Source organism: Bdellovibrio sp. HCB2-146, from assembly GCF_047345725.1.
Classification (GTDB): domain Bacteria; phylum Bdellovibrionota; class Bdellovibrionia; order Bdellovibrionales; family Bdellovibrionaceae; genus Bdellovibrio.
Window position 1 is genome coordinate 2175025 of the sequence record NZ_JBLEQP010000001.1, and the last position, 17283, is coordinate 2192307.

The following is a 17283-nucleotide window of genomic DNA, read 5'->3' on the forward strand; positions in this document are numbered from 1 at the left end:
AACTTAGGCTAAGACACATTCGTGCACTTTAGCTGTAAGATTTCCAACTCCGTTCTGACCCTGCTTGAAGAGCAAGGTGAGGACCTCACAACGCTCTACGAGCAAACGCCAATTTCGGTCGAATTGTTGCGTGACTCTTCCTATTGGATCAGTGCTCCTGACATGGAAAATCTTTTGGAAGCCGCACTTCGTTTGCCACTGAAAAGTGACAGCGGAAATGTTTTGCAAAAAGCAGGACATGAAGGTCCCGAACTTCGTGCGTGGGGAGTTCTTGATAGCGTGCTTCGCATGATGCCGCGACCTCAGGAAATTTTTAATCAGCCTGAGCAATTTCTTTCGTATTTCATTTCTCCAAAACCGCCGATTGAAAATCTTCGTCGCACCGACATGGGAATTTCTTTTGATCTTCCTCTTCCGGCGGAACAATACCCACTCGTCACGACATACTTGAAAGCGGCCTTTGAGTCGTTGCCAGTGTATGTCGGACAACCTCCTGCACAGTGTGAGTGGGAAGGAATCACTTTGAATCTCAACTGGTCGACTCAGCAGAGCACGATGATCAGTGAGAGCGTCGGTCACCAGGTCAGCCCGGAACTTTTCCAAAGCTTGATCGATGACTTGCAAAGAACTCAGCGCGAGCGCGAGGATTTGCAAAAATACGTCACTGACTTAGAAGAAAAAATTCGTGGTTACGAAAAGCAATCTTTGGTTAAAGCTGCACAAAATACCGAAGCTGCGACAACTGAAAAAGCAACTCTCTGGGCTCATGAAAGTCCGCTATCGCACTTGGATTTCGATAGCGAAACTCCTTCATACGTTCTCAGTCAAAACTTGGCTCGACTGCATGACTATATGGTGCGCGCTCAACAGCTCATCACCATGCTTGCGGCTCAAGGTAAGATGACTCCTGCGGTGAAAGAGGCGATGCGCCGAGTGGATTGGGAATTCGTAAAAGCGCAATACCCGCGCACAGTGCTTGAGAGCATGGAAGTTATCAAAAAAGCATACAATAAAAACAAGGATAAGGAAGGAACTCATCATGTCTGAAATCATCAGCGTCATCGCACGTGAAATTCTTGATAGCCGTGGAAACCCAACAGTTGAAGTCGAAGTGACAACAGCTGAAGGCAATATCGGTCGCGCGGCAGTTCCTTCAGGCGCATCCACAGGGGCACACGAAGCTTGTGAACTTCGTGATGGTGATAAAAACCGCTATTTGGGTAAAGGTGTTTTTAAAGCCGTTGATCACGTTCGTGAAAAAATCGCTCCAGAAATCTTAGGTTTTCAAGTCACAGATCAAGTTTACTTGGACAAAGTTCTGCGCGAAATCGATGGCACAGAAAATAAATCTAACTTGGGTGCCAACGCGATCTTGGGTGTTTCACTAGCAGCCGCGAAAGCCGCAGCACTTGATGTGAAATTGCCGCTTTACCGTTACGTGGGTGGTTCACAAGCTTGCCGTTTGCCAGTTCCATTGATGAACGTATTGAACGGTGGTGCGCATGCGAATAACGGTTTGGACGTTCAAGAATTCATGATCGTTCCAACTGTCAATAACTCTTACGCCGAATCTCTTCGTGCGGGTGCGGAAATCTTCCACACGTTGAAAAAAATCTTAGCGAAAAAAGGTCTTTCAACTGCAGTTGGCGACGAAGGTGGCTTTGCTCCGAAGTTGGGTTCCAACCAAGATGCAATGGACCTTTTGATGAATGCGATTGTTGATGCTGGTTATGATCCAGGTCAAAACGTGTTCTTGGCGTTGGACGTTGCTGCAACAGAACTTTTCAAAGACGGTAAGTACGAATGGCAAGGTTCTAAAATCGCGCCTTCCGAACTTTCTGGTATCTACAAATCATGGACAGAGAAATATCCATTGATCTCGATTGAAGATGGTTTCTCTGAAGACGACTGGGATTCATGGGTGAAAGCGACTGCTGACATGCCATCGACTCAACTTGTGGGAGACGATTTGTTCGTAACAAATCCAAAACGTCTTCGTATGGGTCTAGAGAAAAAAGCAGCAAATGCCTTGCTGGTGAAAGTAAACCAAATCGGTACTTTGACAGAGACATTTGAAGCTGTGAACTTGGCGCAACGACACAAATACAAAACTGTGATGTCTCATCGCTCTGGCGAAACAGAGGACGTGACGATTGCAGACCTTGCGGTTGCATTGAACTGCCACCAAATCAAAACAGGCAGCTTGTGCCGTGGAGAAAGAACGGCGAAATACAACCAACTTCTACGCATCGAAGAAGACTTGGGTGGAATGGGCGTATACTGGGATAAAGCCGCTTTCCGCTAGGCGGCTGCCCATAAAGGCCCATCCGACTGCGTTGTTGAGGGCCCCTGTCCTCAACCCTCTGGGCTAACGCGCAAAAATAGCATCCTGCTATTTTTGTGTTCGGGCACCGCGAATCGCTGCGACGTACTTTGAGTACGCCTCCGCGCTTCGCGGAACCTTCCGCCTTGCGGCTGAACCTTTCTGAACAGCCTTGATCTGTTTTCTTTTTCCTGGACTCCACAATCATCGTGCGGACTTTTATGATGAGTTATGTCTTATCTTCAGTTTGCCGTTGGAGTTCGTCGTTTTTTGAATCAGCCTGCTAAAGTGGGCGTGCTCTGTCTGTTTATCTTTGGAGTTTCGATTGTTCTGAATGGCAATCTCTGGAGACTTTGGGGACTTCATCGCGATTACGACCGTATTTCTCTTGAAATTTCTGAAACTAAAAAAGGCATCGGTGACTTGGCTGTGCAATTGAAACAAGCCAAAGATCCAGCTTTTATTGAGCGCCAAGCTCGCGACAAACTGGATCTAGCCGGGGAGCATGATCTGGTTTTTGTCTTCCCAGACCAATAGATTTCAGCTCATATTTTATAGGCCGTTAGGGCTGTGTGTTATCACGTGCCAGTCCGCTATAATACATCTAGTATTCTAACTCTATTTGCTTAGCATTTAGAGAGTAAAACTAGAGGTTTATACTTATGCTTGAAAATAACACGACGGAATGGACGAAAGAATCTATTCGCTCCCTGCGCCTGCGTTTGGGATGGAGTCGCTCCGATCTAGCTCGCCGATTAAAATGCTCGATAGAACAGGTTGAAATGTGGGAAGATGGTCAACACCTTGAAGTCACTTTCCGTGGCGAATTGGAAATCATCTTGCGCCAAGCGGAAGCTTGTTGCGATGAAGTGAAGTACACACCTGCTTGTGAAAACGAACTTGATCGTTCGGCACTAGAGCAAGTCGAATTTTCACGCGTCAAAGAAGACCTAGAATAATCGACATTCATACGCTCTCAGTGTAGAAAATTAAATCCCTGGGAGTGCTATATGAAACGTATTTATCTAGTCGACGTCAGCTCTATGTTTTTCCGCGCCTTTTATGCGGTAAGACCTCTGACATCTCCTGCTGGTGTTCCAGTAAATGCCGTTTACGGCTTTTTGTCGATGATCATCAAACTCTTTAAAGACGAGAAACCAGATCACATGGTTTTTTGTTACGATCGTAAAGAGCCTTCATTCCGTAAAGAAATGTACGAAGACTACAAAGCTCATCGGACCGAAATGCCCGATGATCTATCAGTGCAAATTCCTTATATCAAAAAGCTCGCGGACCTTTTGGGGATTCCTTCTTTAGAAGTACCAAATTACGAGGCTGACGATATCATCGGAACCCTGACTCATTGGGGCCGCCGTCAAAAAATGCAAGTTGTGATCGTGAGCGGTGATAAAGACTTCGGTCAGCTTATCACTGATAACGTCATCTTGTACGACACCATGAAAGATCATAAATACGATGCCAAAGGTGTTTTTGAAAAATGGGGAATTCGTCCTGATCAATTCATCGATTACTTGGCTATCGTGGGCGATACGTCTGATAACATCCCTGGCGTTAAAGGTGTCGGCGAAAAAGGTGCAATCAAGTTGTTGGAGCAATTTAAGCACGTCGAAGATATCTACGAAAATATCGATAAAGTTGAAAGCAAAAGTGTTCGCGAAAAATTGATTGCTTCGAAAGACAACTGCTTGTTGTCCAAAAAGCTTGTCACAATTGCTTGCGATATTCCTGTATCTGAAAACTACGAAGACTATGCTCTACGTCCGTGGCATGTCGAAGAGCTGCGTCAGTTGCTACAAGAACTGAATTTTAAAACTTTTGAAAAAAATCTTCTCGGCAACGGGCAACTTGGTTTTGCATTGGACACTTCGGCCGAACCACCACCTTTGGTGAAAGCGAAAGAAACGGCTCCAGCCATTGCCGTTATTCATCCCAAGCCGTCTCCAGTTAAACACGGCGATACCGTGGTATTTGCACCAAGCGAATATCAAGAAGTGACAGGCACGACTCGTGATGTGATGAATTGGTTGCAAGAAGGCCAAGAGTTATGGGGCTTCCAAGACTCGCGTGGCGTTTTCATTGCGACAGACAGCCATGTTTACAATGTCACGGATCCTGAACTTTTGGGTAAAATCACCGACACTTACAAAGTGGCATGGAAGGGATTTGATCTGAAAGGATTCTGGCATCGTATAGGCGCAAAAGATCCAAAAACACTTTGGGATTCAATGCTCGCGGCCTATGTTATCAGAGCAGGTGACAGTTCGGACTTTGCGAAAATATACAATCGCTTTGTCGGCGAAGCTTTGCCTGAGTTTGCAACACCGTCGCAGTTGTTAAATGCGCATGTTCACTTGTCTCGTATTTTAGAGCATGAATTGAACAGCCATGATGGTGATAAAGTCTTTAAAGAATTAGATTTGCCTCTGGCGCCAGTTCTTTTGCAGATGGAAAAAACCGGCATTCGTATCGATCGTGAACTTTTGAAAAAACAAAGTGATGCTTTAGCAACAGATCTGCAAGGTCTTGAAAAGGCCATTCATACAGAGGCGGGCGAAGCATTCAATGTGGGAAGTCCCAAACAGCTGGGCGTGATTCTTTTCGAAAAACTGGGTCTCCCTGCAGGTAAAAAAACAAAAACCGGTTATTCAACCGATACAGATGTTTTAGCAGGGCTTGAGCATCCGATTGCAAAACTTGTTTTGCAATGGCGTGAACTTGCGAAGTTAAAATCGACTTATGTGGATGCATTGCCAGAGATGATTGATCCTAAGGATGACCGCGTTCACACCAGCTTTAATCAGGCTCTAACAACGACAGGACGTCTTTCAAGTACCGCTCCGAACTTGCAAAATATCCCGATCAGAACAGCCCGTGGTCAAGAAGTGCGAAAAGCGTTTATCGCGGCTCCACGCATGAAGCTTTTGTCGGCCGATTACTCGCAAATTGAACTGCGGATTTTGGCGCATATTTCAGAAGATCCAAATCTTTGCCGAGCTTTTGCTGAGGACTTAGATATTCATGCGGCTACCGCTGCTGAGATTTATAACGTTCCGTTGAAAGATGTCACATCGGATCTTCGTCGCGCAGCCAAGGCAGTGAATTTCGGTATTGCGTACGGGCAAGGCGCGTTTGGATTGGCGGAAAACCTTGGTATCCCTCGTGGGGAAGCCAAAGAAATCATCGATCGTTACTTCAATCGTTTTAAAAACGTTCGTGACTATATCGAAGGCACTGTAAAAACGGCCCACGAAAAAGGTTACGTGGAAACTTTGTTTGGACGCCGCCGTTATATCGAAGAGCTTCAGTCTAAAAACATGGCTCTGAAAAAATTCGGTGAACGTGCCGCGATCAATGCTCCGATTCAAGGGACAGCCAGTGACCTCGTAAAAAAGGCCATGATCGAAGTTTCTCAAAAAGTTCCTGTGCGCATGCTTTTGCAGGTGCATGACGAATTGATTTTCGAAGATTTCGAAGACAATTTGAAGCAGCATTCTGCGGAGTTGGTTCGCATTATGGAAAACGTCGCGCAATTCAAAGTGCCACTTAAAGTGAACTTTGCAATTGGTAACAACTGGGACGAAGCTCACTAAGAGCTTCGTTTCTAGCCAAAATAAGTTTCAGGATCGGCAAAGCAGCGTTCAAAAATTTTTCCCATCGCGGCGGCATGTGATCCATCCATAAAACGATGATCAAAGGTCACTCCGATGCGAGCGACGGGGCGCGCTTCAACAGCTCCGGACTCTGTGACCCAGGGGCGAGGCTTTACTTGGCCCAATGTCAGCAAGATGGGAACTTTTGTATAAGGAACGAGGGGAGCCCAAGCTGTATCTCCACCCATGCTACCGATGTTAGTGATCATGATAGAGCCAAAAGCATCGCGAGGCATTCCTGCCCAAGTTAGACTTATTCCCATATCATAATTTATAAATGAACTGACATTTAGTACTGTGCGAATCAACAACCACGGAACCCACGAGAGGGCACCGACTGATTTTGTGAGTTCGCTTTCGTGTCCTTTTTTTATGGCTTGTGATTTTGCGTTGAGAGCTTCAGCAATTTGAACCACAGTCAAATTTTCAGCCGCACGTACGGTGGCGCCTGTTAGATTGGCTTTGCCGACGGGATCATTTTCGCTTCCAGGGATATTCACCTGATAAAACAGATCGACGTGTTTACGCAAGTAGATGCGATTGAAACGAATCATTCCGTTAATCTCGGGACGCTCTTTCATCGCCACTGCAGCTGCTTTCCCAACGAGATGAGAGAGAGAGATGCGGACTTGAGTTTCGGATTCTTTTTTTTGATATAGGCCAACGCCTTGGTCATATCAATTTCTAAAAGTCCGTACACGGCAGGGTCAGCAGCCGTTCGCCACGAACCCATTGCGATTTTACGAAATACCGAGCCGCCTCTTGAGATCTGAAGTTCAGGTTTCATGCTTCAATACTCTCTTGTTCTGACGGCTCTGGGAATCTAAAAATAGTCGAGTAGAAATCTATTGTTTTGGTTGCGCAATGAAGGCGTCATCTAAAACCTTCCAAAGCGGTTTTGTGGTACGCGGAACTGCGTCCTGTTTATAGTACCACCAGAAATAGCCACCAACAAAACGTGGATGGGTGATCTTCATGCGATAATAACGGTTCACCATATCTGCTTTTTTGGCAACGCGAGTGGTTCCGATTTCACCGAATCCAATCTTCGAATTGGGAAACATTTGTCCCAGCTTATCGAAAACTTGCTGCCACTGTGCTTGAGTCGGGCGATAGCCTTCGCAGTCATCTTCATAGTAGCTGATCCAAACATAGTCGAGATTCTGCTTCATTTCAGTTGGCACATTCGCAGCGGCCCAAGTGAACATTTCATTTTCTTTTTTCGCCCAGCAGTTCGGATTGTAATATAGAGTCAGTGCGGCTTTACCGTTGCGTGCTTTAACTTTCGAGTATGCCGTGTACATTTTAGTCACAGTGTCAGCCGTCGGGCCTAACCATTCACCGTTGATCTCATTGCCGATTTCCCAAATATTCACTTTTGTTCCCAGCGTATTGAGATACTCATCAACTCGGGTTGCGAATTGAGCATTTGAATATTGACTCATATAATATGAATCCAGCAGTTCCCCCATAATAAAGCTATAGGGGCTGATTTTAGTCAGAAATGTCGTATATTGAGATGCTGGAACAAACTCATCAAACACAATACGAGCTGTTGGCTTCACGCTGTGATAAGCCAGAGCATCAACGGTCGCCTTAACGCCCGCAATACTATCGATGGTCACGCCGGAAATTGTTTCAGCCTTAGATTGAAGAGTGAAGAAAAATAAAAAGGAAGTGAGAACCAGATTTTTCAAGACAAGATCCTTTGCACGATGGTTGGTAATCCACCAAATCTTCGGTCAAAGTTAGATCGAGCCTAAGTTTTCAGAATATTGTAAAGTCGTTGGGCAGTTTCTTTGTCTTGTTCAGAGACTCACAGCCTCATCGAGCTTCTTTTGAGTCTTTTGATAAGCCTCATCGATGATGGCTTTTCCTTCGTGCATGAGGTTTGGTCCACATTGAGAAAGATCCTCAAGCAGAACCAATTTCAAATTTGAATGCATCTTCTTTTTAAAGAACTTGTATTCTAAATCCGTGATCAACCCCGGTGACTTAAGATAATGACATAGAATCGGAGCATCGGCGTTGAGTCCTTCCATTCCGGCTTTATCCAAAAGTCCTCCATCCCAGTAAGGACGATTTTCAATCATCGTGGGATGAAACATCAAGGGTACAGCACAAGATGCGCGAATGGCCCTGGCCGTCGATCCCGTACGTGCCACCACTGTTTTCATTTTAAAAATATCGAAAATAGAGATATGCAGAGGCAACTTTGCTTGAGAGAAGTCTTGAATAAAGTGGTGGTGAAGAATGTCTTCAAAGAGCTGTCCCCGAATAAATCCCCACCCTAAAGAAGGATCCCAAAAATCCTGCTTGCGAAAGCCAATGACAATCTCTTCAATTTCTTGAGGAGAAAGGCCGCTTGCCAAGGCGCCAGCGATGATGGCTCCGGCGCTGGAGCCAGAAACTTCTTTGGGATAACATTTAGAATCGTAAAGAGCTTTGACGAATCCGCAGTGGGCATAAAAACCGAAAAAGCCCGAAGAAAGGGCTAAGGAAAATTCATTCTTTTGAAGCCAACTGCGCAGATTCAATTATTCAGTCTCCCAACCTACAACACGGCCGCCTTCAAAATACACATAACGTGTTTCTTTGCGATAACCTGCCGATGATGAAACGAAACGTTGGTATTTCCAACGCTCATTTTTGTAGATCGGATTTCCAGAGACGTCAACATTCATAGGTTCGCCCCAAGAACGGCGGACATACTCTTGTGGCATGCCGACAGCGATATCTTGGGATTCAATGAGCTCTTTCATCTCGGCCTGAGGAGCTTGGGCCCGAGACCAAATATTTTTTTTGTTCATCCATTGTTGGCGGCCTTCGATTGTTGGAATGGATAGGAATTCAATTTTTTCGCTGTCGCCACCAAGCCAGGGCAATACTTTGGAATACTGTTCCCGGGCTTTTTTAGAATCAAGGGTGCGCTCAAGCTCACGAACTCGTTTGCGTGCTTGGATTTCGTCCATGTCGTTGGCGTCTAATGATGTGGGATCTTTCCCGAGTTCATAGGCGGTTTGCCTTGTCGTGCGATCTAAATCACCTCTGTCGGCGGCACGGTCCTCTGTGTAACGAACCGTGCCCGGAGCTGATCCGTATCCGCTTCCGGAGGATCGACTCATCATTTGGGCGCAACTTGTGAGGGATAAAAGAGGCAAAACGGCTAAAGCTTTTAAATATCTCATAAGATTTATACTAGCCGAGCCCTTCTTGTTTATAAAATATCTTGCGACAAATTTACTTCTTTTCTTACAATCGTCTTGGGAGACATTCTTGGCAGAAAACGAAACCACGACTAAAGTCGAGCCTTCAAAAGAAGAAGCAGAGAAAGCCAACGGCGCCGAAGAAGCTGCCGAAGGTTCGCTCTCGCTTGAAGATCTCGACAATATCATCGCCGATGAAGATCCCGAGTTTGCTCAGTCGTTATCGAGCATCGGTCCGGATGATCCTGCAGCGAATGCCGAAATCTACAGCGAAGAACTCGAGCTTGAATACACTCTCGAAACTGAAATCAAACTTTGGACGGCATCACGCCCACGTTTGATGAAGTGGTTGCCGTTTTTACCAAAGCTGTCTTTCAAACTCAAAGTTAAACGTGCAGCTCTGCGCCTGAATATCACGCGCTGGAAAGAGCAGTTCATTCACGGATTGATCAATATTGGTCCGACAACTTTGCAATTTATCAAAGGTATCGGCGGCCATGTTAAATCTGGATTGGCTGCTTTTAAGTCATGGACGTTAGCGCAAAAGCTCGGCTTTGTGGGACTTCTGGTGGCGACTGGAGTGGGTGGTTTTGTTATCTACAAAGCTTCAACCCATCATCTTATCCCGCCGGCACAAGAACTTTTCATGGGTTCTCTGGAAGAGTGGTCGCAAGCGACGGGACAATACGATCCTAAGACTGAGCTTGAACCTTTTTACGATTCAACGCGCGTTTCTCAAAACATCATGCAGCTTAAAAAAATGGTGGCAAACATCAAACGCTCCGAGAATTCAGGCGCGAACCCGATGGGAGCGTTTGAGTTTTATTTGGAAGGCACAGTCGCGGAAGTCCTTGTTGAAATCAAGGACCGCGAACCTGAGATGATGGATTTATTCCTAAGGACGATCAGTGAAATGACTTATGATCAGCTATCCTCAGGGGAAGGTAAGCAACTTCTTTGTGATCGCCTTCGTAAGAATATCAATGGAGTTCTAACGAAGGGCAAAGTCCGTCGCGTCTTTATCAAAACAGCGATCGTTAAACCTTAAACTCCTTTACATCAATGTCGTAGTACTTGAGTCGGTCATGCAAAGTGCTCTTTGGCATTCCCAAATCATGAGCCGTACGTCTTTGATTTCCTTTATTTGCAATCAGTCTTTTGATGATCATCTGCTTTTCGATTTCTCGAATCACGGGTGCTGTTTGCGCTTGGATTTTTTGTTCGGATGGATCGAGCAAGGTTTTATCCAGCAGTTTTTCTACATGATCTTCTTCGATCTGTTGGCGTGGATACAGAGCTGCTGCACGGCTGACGAGGTTTTTCAGCTCACGAATATTTCCCGGCCATGGATGCTTTTTAAGACGAGCAATGGCGGTATATGAAAAGCGCACGCGCATTTTTTTAGCAAACGTATAAACCAAATCGTCGAAGTCTTCCATCCGCAAATTAAGTGCTGGCGGCGTGATTGAGACGACATTCAGACGGAAGTACAAGTCCGAACGGAAACTGCCCTCTTGAATTTTATAAGTCAGATTTTGATGAGTGGCCGCCAGAATGCGAACATCGGTGCGCACATTGCGATCTGCTCCGACAGGGCGAACTTCACCATTTTCAATGGCACGCAAAAGTTTGGCCTGCAGTGAATAAGAAAGGTCGCCGATTTCATCCAGAAACAAGGTTCCTCCGCGAGCGGCCTCAAATGCGCCCTTACGATCCGAAATCGCGCCGGTAAAGCTGCCTTTGATGTGGCCAAACAACTCACTTTCAATCAATGTTTCGCTCAGTGCGCTGCAGTTCACGCTGACAAAAGGACCATCTTTACGCAAGCTGCTTTGGTGAATGGCTTCGGCAATAACGTCTTTACCCGTACCCGAAGGACCGAGGATCAAAACAGGGAAATCTGTTTGAGCGACATTGCTGAGTGCTTGAAGTTCCGAGTTCCACACGCCGTTACGGCTTTTAAGTGGAAACTCACTGGTGGACGGAAGCTCCTTTGTAAAAATCATTTCATAGCTTCCAATACGGAGGGTGTCGCCCTCTTGCAGGAAGGCCTCCATGACGCGGGCCTCGTTCAGGTAAGTGCCTTGGGATGTTCGCAGATCACGTACTAAAAAGTTCTGATCGCGTAGTTCTAAGCGGGCATGACGATCAGCGATATCCTCGCCGTTGAGTTGTAGCTGACAATGGTCGTCTTTTCCGATTGTCATCATGTCTTCAAGGGAAACGATTCTCATATTTTCCCCCAGTATTTTTAAGAAAGCCGACTTCATAATAATTCCTCCGGTTTAAAGTCGAAATCGGCTTATTCAAGCTCTACGCCGCGGTCAGCTCAAATAAAACGGGGTTTGGTAAGCTTCGACTCGGCAGATTATTGAGGGCAGGACTTACTTCTGAGATTTGAGAATTAGGACAACCTTTGATAGCCTAAGTCATGCCAAAGAAGATTCAATTTATCAAAAGCGCGGTGTTCCCAACCGACTATCCTGAACATAAAATGTATGAAGTGGCGATCGCAGGTCGCTCTAATGCCGGGAAGTCTTCATTCATCAATGGTCTTGCCAGTAATAAAATTGCCAAAGTGAGTTCGACGCCAGGTAAGACGCGTCTTTTAAACTTCTTTAATATGGAAAACTCTTACGTCCTTGTCGATATGCCAGGTTATGGCTTTGCGGCTCGTTCGGGTAAAGAGATGAACGAATGGGAAAAAATGGTGGAAACCTTTTTGTCATCTCGTGAGTGCTTAAAAGGTTTGATATTGGTGATGGACATCCGTCGTGCTTGGACAGATGAAGAAGAGCTTTTAAAAGAGTTCACAGAGCGTAACGGTTTACCGATTGCTGTGGTCTTAACGAAAGCTGACAAAATGTCTCGCAGCCAAATGTTGCAAGCGGTGGCAAAAATTAAAAAGCAAACGGGTCTGAGTGCTGTGTTTGCTTCATCAACTTTGCAAAAAACAGGTTACGACGAAGTTGAAACCCATGTTTTTGAGAATTGGATCAAATCATGAAGATAGTGGGGGTTATTCCAGCTCGCTATGGTTCAACTCGTTTTCCTGGAAAGCCTCTCGTCGACCTTCTCGGCCGTCCTCTGATTCAGTGGACGATTGAAGGTTCGAAGAAATCAAAATTACTCAGTGATCTTATCGTCGCGACAGATGACGAGAGAATCAAAAAGGCTGCTGAAGCTGTTGGCGTTAAAGTTGCCATGACAGCGAGTGATTTGCCCACGGGAAGTGATCGCATTCATGCCGCAATCAAAGATCTGGATTGCGATATCGTCGTCAATATCCAAGGTGATGAACCTTTGGTGACAGGCGAGTTGATTGATCGCTTGGCGCAAGTTTTTATTGAGGATCCCAATTTAGATATGGCGACCCTGGCGCATCCGATCAGTGAAGAGGAACTGCAATCACCAAATGCGGTGAAGGTGGTTTTGAATCACAAAGATGAAGCTTTGTATTTCAGTCGCTATGCGATTCCGTATTCTCGTATGAAAGCTCAAGAGATGGGTTCCTATGAGGGATGTTTAAAACATATCGGAATGTATGCTTATACCAAAAAGTTTTTAAAAAAGTTCTGTGAGGCGCCTCCGTCTTTCATTGAAAAAGCAGAAAGTCTGGAGCAACTCCGAGCTTTGTATTTAGGTGCAAAAATCAAAGTAGTCCGAGTGAAGGAAGCAAGTTTAGGGGTGGATACTCCCGAAGATTTGGCCAAACTCGAAAAACTCTTAAGTCAGGGGAAATAATGGCAAAGAGCAAGACCGCAACAACGGCAAAGACAACAACCAAAAAAACCACGACCGCAAAATCGGTCAAAGTGTCGACTGCTAAATCGACAACAAAAGCTCTGAAGCAAAAATTTATTTTTGTTACAGGCGGAGTCGTTTCTTCCATCGGGAAGGGACTGACGGCGGCGAGTTTGGGAGCTCTTTTAGAAGCTCGCGGACATCGCGTGACTATCATGAAGTTTGATCCTTATTTGAACGTGGACCCAGGTACGATGTCGCCGTTTCAGCACGGTGAAGTTTATGTCACTGAAGACGGTGCGGAAACAGATTTGGACTTGGGACATTATGAGCGTTTTACAAATGCACTGATGAATCGTGCGAATTCGGTTTCGACGGGTCAGATTTACGACACGGTGATCGCGCGTGAAAGACGTGGCGATTACCTCGGCGGAACTGTGCAGGTCATTCCGCATATCACGGAAGAAATCAAAGCGCGTATTTATGAAGCGGCTCAAGGCAGTGAAATTATCTTGGTCGAAATCGGCGGCACCGTTGGTGATATCGAAAGCCAGCCGTTCCTTGAGGCGATTCGCCAAATGCGTATTGATGTCGGTTATGACAATTCTGTTTTAGTGCACGTCACTTATGTTCCGTATATAGCGGCGGCAGGAGAGTTGAAATCGAAACCAACTCAGCACTCGGTGAAGGAACTTCGTGAAATCGGTTTGCAGCCCGACTTCTTGGTTTGCCGTAGTGAAAAAGTCATTGATGAAAATTTGAAGGCAAAAATCGGTTTGTTCTGTTCGGTGAAGACCGAAAATGTCGTTGCTGCTCAAGACAGCCGCTTTATTTATGAAGTTCCGTTGGCACTTCATCGTGAAAAACTCGATGAGTTGCTTTTGGCTCGCTTGGGACTTGCAGCTGGTAAAGTTGATTTGAAAGGCTGGCAAAATCTCGTAAAGGTTTTGAGCAATCCAGATCACACGGTGAAAATCGGTGTGGTTGGTAAGTATGTCGATTTGAAAGAATCTTACAAGTCTTTGCATGAAGCTTTGGTTCACGGCGGTATTGCGAACCACGCACGTGTTGAAATCATTTATGTCGATTCCGAAAAGGTTACAGATAAAACTGTGCACAGCCTTTTGGGTAAAGTTGACGGCATTCTTGTCCCAGGTGGCTTCGGTACCCGCGGTGTTGAAGGTAAGATCACGGCGATCAAGTATGCCCGTGAAAAACGTGTTCCATTCTTTGGAATTTGTTTTGGTATGCAGCTTTCAGCAATTGAGTTTGCGCGCAATGTTTGCGGTATTAAAGATGCAACCAGCCGCGAATTCCATGGCGAAACAAAACGTTCAGGCAATTTTGTTATCGACTCCATGGTGGAGCAGCGTGGTTTAGTCAATAAGGGCGGCACAATGCGCTTGGGTGCATTCCCATGTCATTTGCAGTCGGGAACGACGGCTCATGATGTTTACAAAGCTTCGAATATCATGGAACGTCACCGTCATCGTTTTGAATTTAATAATAAGTACAAAGCGCTGTTTGAGAAGAACGGCATGGTGGCATCAGGAATTTGTAAAGAGCGCGATCTCGTTGAGATCGTGGAACTTCCAGATCATCCGTGGTTTGTCGGAGTGCAGTTCCATCCGGAATTTAAATCAAAACCCTTGGCACCTCATCCTCTTTTTGTTCATTTTGTTAAGGCGAGTTTAAAGAGAAAGTAATTAGCTATGTCAAAAATTGTTCAACAAGCAGTTCGTGTTCTCGAAGTTGAATCGCAAGCTATCTTAGCTTTGCGAGAGCGTATTGGTGCTGATTTTGAAAAAGCCGTTCAGATCATTGCTTCCTGCAAGGGAAAATTGGTTCTGACTGGTATGGGGAAATCAGGTCAAATTGCGCGTAAGCTTGCTAGTACTTTTTCTTCGACGGGAACTCCTTCGGTGTTTTTGCATCCAGCAGAAAGTTCTCACGGCGATATGGGTTTGATTGAACCTGACGACGTGGTCATGGCTCTTTCTTATGGCGGGGAATCTCCGGAGTTCTCATCGATTTTAAAATTCGTGGCTCGTAAAGGTATTCCTTTGATTGCTTTAACGGGTTCTGCGAATTCTTCTTTAGCAAAAGCAGCGCAAGTGACATTGGACGTGCAAGTTTCTGAAGAGGCTTGTCCATTGGGTCTTGCGCCGACAGCAAGTAGTACGGCTACGCTTGCGATGGGCGACGCTGTCGCGATGGTTGTAATGGCTGAAAAAGGTTTTAGCTCTTCTGACTTTGCCGAATTTCATCCCGGTGGAAGCCTTGGCTACCGCCTGTTGACTCGTGTTCGCGATGTTATGCATGGTGGAGATGCTTTGCCGACGGTGGGACTTGATACTCCAATTCGTCAGGTTCTATCTGTGATGACTCATAAAGATGTTCGCGGTGCTGCTGGTATTGTGGATGAAAAAGGTGATTTGGTGGGTGTTATCACCGACGGTGATATCCGTCGTCGTCTGGAGAAAAGTGATGATCCACTTACTGGTGTTGCAAAAGATTTGATGACAACAAATCCTCGTACAATTGATGCCAATGAGTTGGCGGAGAAGGCTTTGTTCGTTATGGAGCAATTTAAAATTCAGATGGTCTTTGTTTTGGACAAAGAAGCCGCTCAACCTAGAAAACCGGTAGGCATCTTGCATATTCAAGATCTACTTCGCGGCAAGGTCCGTTAAGGAATTTATATGGCATCTCGTGCGCAAATGAATATTGATAAATCTAAGAACTGGTTGTCGCAGGACGTGTACCCTCTTTGGAGTCAGCAGGGGATTGATCCTCGCAATGGCGGATTCGTTGAGAGTTTGACGTTTGACGGTCAACCGATGGATGTTCCTCGTCGCGCGATGGTGCAGTCTCGTCAGATTTATTCTTTTCTAACGGGTTCACGCATGGGTTGCTGCCCGAAAGAAGTCGCGCATAAAGCGGTTCTGCAGGGAACGCAATATATGGTCGATAAGTTTTCGGCTCCTTCTGGTGGATTTATTTATTCCATCAATCCAGACGGAACTCCGAAAAGCACAAATCCTGATTTGTACACGCAAGCTTTTGCGTTGTTCGGATTGGCCCAAGCTTATTCTTTAGAGTCCCGCCCTGAATTCAAAACGCGCGCAAAGCAATTGCTGAAGTACTTACGCACGGAACGTGCCGTAAAAGGTGGCGGCTTTACTGAGCTTGATGAAAAAGGGACGGTTTCCTATAAATCCAACCCGCACATGCATATGTTCGAATCAGCTGTTGCATGGATGCAAGTGGATCGTCAGGATCAAGATTGGAAAGATCTTGGGCATGAGCTTGTCGAACTTGCTCTTAATAAATTTATTGATCCAAAAAGCCAAGTTCTGGGTGAGTACTTTGACTCTAACTGGAATCACTTGCTTGAAAATGGAAAGTTTATCTATGAACCGGGCCATCAGTACGAGTGGGCTTGGTTGTTGTCTCTTTATGAAGAACTGACGGGGAGAGATTTGAAATCTGTTCGTCATCAGTTGTTCTTGCTCGCGGAAAAACACGGAACATCCCAAACTCGCAAAGTGGTTTATGATGAAATGTGGAGCGACTACACACCTAAAACTGTAAGCTCTCGTTTCTGGCCTCAGTGTGAACGTATTAAAGCGGCGGTTCGCTTAGGAACGGAAGTTCCAAGCTCAGAGAGTGCTTCTTACGCACAAGGTGCTGACGAGGCTCTTGAGACTTTATTCAAGTTCTTTGCAACTCCGAAGAAGGGTCTTTGGCATGACATGTTGTCTGCGCAAGATGAATTCAACGGAAATACTTCTAAAGCGAGTTCGCTCTATCACATCGTCAATGCGATGGAAGAGTATGTGAACCTTCGTCCGAAAATCTCTTAAAGTCTAAGTCCCATTTTTGCAGATCTCTCTTCTTGAAATTTTAAATTGCTTTAACTGCAAGAGGAGAGAACTCATGAAAAAAGTAGTCGCACTTTTGGGCTTACTGTCTATTTCTTTAACATTGTCTACAACTGCTTTGGCGGTTTCTACATCCAGAGATGTCAGTCAGAAAGCGTTGGGAATTTTGATCAAAAACTCACGCGTGGTGAAGTTGACTGGTGACACTCGCGATGACGGCAGCGAAAAAGTTTATGATGTTTTGGCGAAAGCTTTGGTTTCAGGTCTTACTATCACGAACACTTGCGCGATTGAGACAGACACAAACTTGAAGTGTGATTTGATGATCAGCCATGAGATGGGCGAAACAAACCTCATGTACCGCGTGAAGATCGAGCAAGGTTCTCAAGGTCTGAATGTGATCGGTCTTGACTCGCGTTTTGTAGAAGTCAGTCGCGGAACGTAATATTTTTAAT

18 protein-coding genes are annotated in these 17283 nt (G+C 45.6%); 12 read left to right on the forward strand and 6 right to left on the reverse strand.

All coding sequences use genetic code 11. The annotated features are described in order from the left end of the window. Positions 1 to 21 precede the first annotated feature (21 nt). The 5 genes from ACLWOR_RS10635 (at position 22) to polA (ending at position 5934) form a co-directional block, all read left to right on the forward strand. Positions 22 to 1047 carry a hypothetical protein gene (locus tag ACLWOR_RS10635; RefSeq protein ID WP_413940686.1) on the forward strand — a complete coding sequence of 342 codons (1026 nt, stop codon included), beginning with the start codon at positions 22 to 24 and terminating at the stop codon, positions 1045 to 1047. Then, positions 1040 to 2305 (forward strand): phosphopyruvate hydratase, encoded by a 1266-nt coding sequence (eno, locus tag ACLWOR_RS10640; RefSeq protein ID WP_413940687.1) that lies wholly within the window; start codon positions 1040 to 1042, stop codon positions 2303 to 2305. The genes ACLWOR_RS10635 and eno overlap by 8 nt, the downstream gene beginning before the upstream one ends. Before the next feature lie 249 nt (positions 2306 to 2554). After that, positions 2555 to 2860, forward strand: a complete 306-nt coding sequence (locus tag ACLWOR_RS10645) for a septum formation initiator family protein (RefSeq protein WP_413940688.1) — start codon at positions 2555 to 2557, stop codon at positions 2858 to 2860. Positions 2861 to 2985: 125 nt separating this feature from the next. Next, entirely contained in the window at positions 2986 to 3282 is a 297-nt protein-coding gene (locus ACLWOR_RS10650; protein ID WP_413940689.1) for a helix-turn-helix domain-containing protein, read from the forward strand. A gap of 51 nt (positions 3283 to 3333) precedes the next feature. Continuing rightward, positions 3334 to 5934, forward strand: a complete 2601-nt coding sequence (gene polA, locus ACLWOR_RS10655) for a DNA polymerase I (RefSeq protein WP_413940690.1) — start codon at positions 3334 to 3336, stop codon at positions 5932 to 5934. A gap of 11 nt (positions 5935 to 5945) precedes the next feature. On the opposite strand, the gene ACLWOR_RS10660 is transcribed toward polA, so the two are convergent. From ACLWOR_RS10660 to ACLWOR_RS10680, 5 genes are all read right to left on the reverse strand, one after another. After that, entirely contained in the window at positions 5946 to 6617 is a 672-nt protein-coding gene (locus ACLWOR_RS10660; protein WP_413940764.1) for a 2-oxo acid dehydrogenase subunit E2, read from the reverse strand. Further along, positions 6572 to 6781 carry a hypothetical protein gene (locus ACLWOR_RS10665; protein WP_413940691.1) on the reverse strand — a complete coding sequence of 70 codons (210 nt, stop codon included), beginning with the start codon at positions 6779 to 6781 and terminating at the stop codon, positions 6572 to 6574. The genes ACLWOR_RS10660 and ACLWOR_RS10665 overlap by 46 nt, the downstream gene beginning before the upstream one ends. A 58-nt stretch (positions 6782 to 6839) precedes the next feature. Next, the gene (locus ACLWOR_RS10670; protein WP_413940692.1) at positions 6840 to 7691 is read right to left on the reverse strand and encodes a hypothetical protein; all 852 of its coding nucleotides are present in this window, start codon (positions 7689 to 7691) and stop codon (positions 6840 to 6842) included. 111 nt (positions 7692 to 7802) lie between these two features. After that, on the reverse strand, positions 7803 to 8531 hold the full coding sequence (locus ACLWOR_RS10675) for a patatin-like phospholipase family protein (protein WP_413940693.1): 729 nt from the start codon (positions 8529 to 8531) through the stop codon (positions 7803 to 7805). Continuing rightward, the gene (locus ACLWOR_RS10680) at positions 8532 to 9182 is read right to left on the reverse strand and encodes a hypothetical protein (protein ID WP_413940694.1); all 651 of its coding nucleotides are present in this window, start codon (positions 9180 to 9182) and stop codon (positions 8532 to 8534) included. Between the two features lie 88 nt (positions 9183 to 9270). Here ACLWOR_RS10680 and ACLWOR_RS10685 point away from each other — a divergent pair, with 88 nt between their 5' ends. Then, positions 9271 to 10248: a flagellar basal body-associated FliL family protein gene (locus ACLWOR_RS10685; RefSeq protein ID WP_413940695.1), complete on the forward strand. Its 978-nt coding sequence runs from the start codon at positions 9271 to 9273 to the stop codon at positions 10246 to 10248. On the opposite strand, the gene ACLWOR_RS10690 is transcribed toward ACLWOR_RS10685, so the two are convergent. Beyond that, positions 10238 to 11434, reverse strand: coding sequence for a sigma 54-interacting transcriptional regulator (locus ACLWOR_RS10690; protein ID WP_413940696.1), 1197 nt, complete (start codon positions 11432 to 11434; stop codon positions 10238 to 10240). The two genes, ACLWOR_RS10685 and ACLWOR_RS10690, sit on opposite strands and share 11 nt — an antisense overlap. A 197-nt stretch (positions 11435 to 11631) precedes the next feature. Between ACLWOR_RS10690 and yihA the strand changes: the two genes are divergently transcribed. From yihA to ACLWOR_RS10720, 6 genes are all read left to right on the forward strand, one after another. Beyond that, positions 11632 to 12207, forward strand: a complete 576-nt coding sequence (gene yihA, locus ACLWOR_RS10695; RefSeq protein WP_413940697.1) for a ribosome biogenesis GTP-binding protein YihA/YsxC — start codon at positions 11632 to 11634, stop codon at positions 12205 to 12207. Continuing rightward, on the forward strand, positions 12204 to 12944 hold the full coding sequence (kdsB, locus tag ACLWOR_RS10700; protein ID WP_413940698.1) for a 3-deoxy-manno-octulosonate cytidylyltransferase: 741 nt from the start codon (positions 12204 to 12206) through the stop codon (positions 12942 to 12944). Before yihA ends, kdsB begins: the two co-directional genes overlap by 4 nt. A 101-nt stretch (positions 12945 to 13045) precedes the next feature. Next, complete coding sequence (locus tag ACLWOR_RS10705; protein ID WP_413940765.1) at positions 13046 to 14650, forward strand: CTP synthase; 1605 nt, start codon at positions 13046 to 13048, stop codon at positions 14648 to 14650. A gap of 6 nt (positions 14651 to 14656) precedes the next feature. Then, positions 14657 to 15637 (forward strand): KpsF/GutQ family sugar-phosphate isomerase, encoded by a 981-nt coding sequence (locus ACLWOR_RS10710; protein ID WP_413940699.1) that lies wholly within the window; start codon positions 14657 to 14659, stop codon positions 15635 to 15637. Between the two features lie 9 nt (positions 15638 to 15646). Beyond that, on the forward strand, positions 15647 to 16810 hold the full coding sequence (locus ACLWOR_RS10715; RefSeq protein ID WP_413940700.1) for an AGE family epimerase/isomerase: 1164 nt from the start codon (positions 15647 to 15649) through the stop codon (positions 16808 to 16810). A 73-nt stretch (positions 16811 to 16883) separates the two neighbouring features. Further along, positions 16884 to 17273 (forward strand): hypothetical protein, encoded by a 390-nt coding sequence (locus tag ACLWOR_RS10720; protein WP_413940701.1) that lies wholly within the window; start codon positions 16884 to 16886, stop codon positions 17271 to 17273. The last annotated feature ends 10 nt before the right edge of the window (positions 17274 to 17283 follow it).

Bases quoted from the DNA above. Each gene is read 5' to 3' on its own strand.
- eno (WP_413940687.1), top strand. From the start codon at position 1,040: ATGTCTGAAATCATCAGCGTCATCGCACGTGAAATTCTTGATAGCCGT.
- ACLWOR_RS10645 (WP_413940688.1), top strand. From the start codon at position 2,555: ATGTCTTATCTTCAGTTTGCCGTTGGAGTTCGTCGTTTTTTGAATCAG.
- ACLWOR_RS10650 (WP_413940689.1), top strand. From the start codon at position 2,986: ATGCTTGAAAATAACACGACGGAATGGACGAAAGAATCTATTCGCTCC.
- polA (WP_413940690.1), top strand. From the start codon at position 3,334: ATGAAACGTATTTATCTAGTCGACGTCAGCTCTATGTTTTTCCGCGCC.
- ACLWOR_RS10665 (WP_413940691.1), bottom strand. From the start codon at position 6,781: ATGAAACCTGAACTTCAGATCTCAAGAGGCGGCTCGGTATTTCGTAAA.
- ACLWOR_RS10680 (WP_413940694.1), bottom strand. From the start codon at position 9,182: ATGAGATATTTAAAAGCTTTAGCCGTTTTGCCTCTTTTATCCCTCACA.
- ACLWOR_RS10690 (WP_413940696.1), bottom strand. From the start codon at position 11,434: ATGAGAATCGTTTCCCTTGAAGACATGATGACAATCGGAAAAGACGAC.
- yihA (WP_413940697.1), top strand. From the start codon at position 11,632: ATGCCAAAGAAGATTCAATTTATCAAAAGCGCGGTGTTCCCAACCGAC.
- kdsB (WP_413940698.1), top strand. From the start codon at position 12,204: ATGAAGATAGTGGGGGTTATTCCAGCTCGCTATGGTTCAACTCGTTTT.
- ACLWOR_RS10710 (WP_413940699.1), top strand. From the start codon at position 14,657: ATGTCAAAAATTGTTCAACAAGCAGTTCGTGTTCTCGAAGTTGAATCG.
- ACLWOR_RS10715 (WP_413940700.1), top strand. From the start codon at position 15,647: ATGGCATCTCGTGCGCAAATGAATATTGATAAATCTAAGAACTGGTTG.
- ACLWOR_RS10720 (WP_413940701.1), top strand. From the start codon at position 16,884: ATGAAAAAAGTAGTCGCACTTTTGGGCTTACTGTCTATTTCTTTAACA.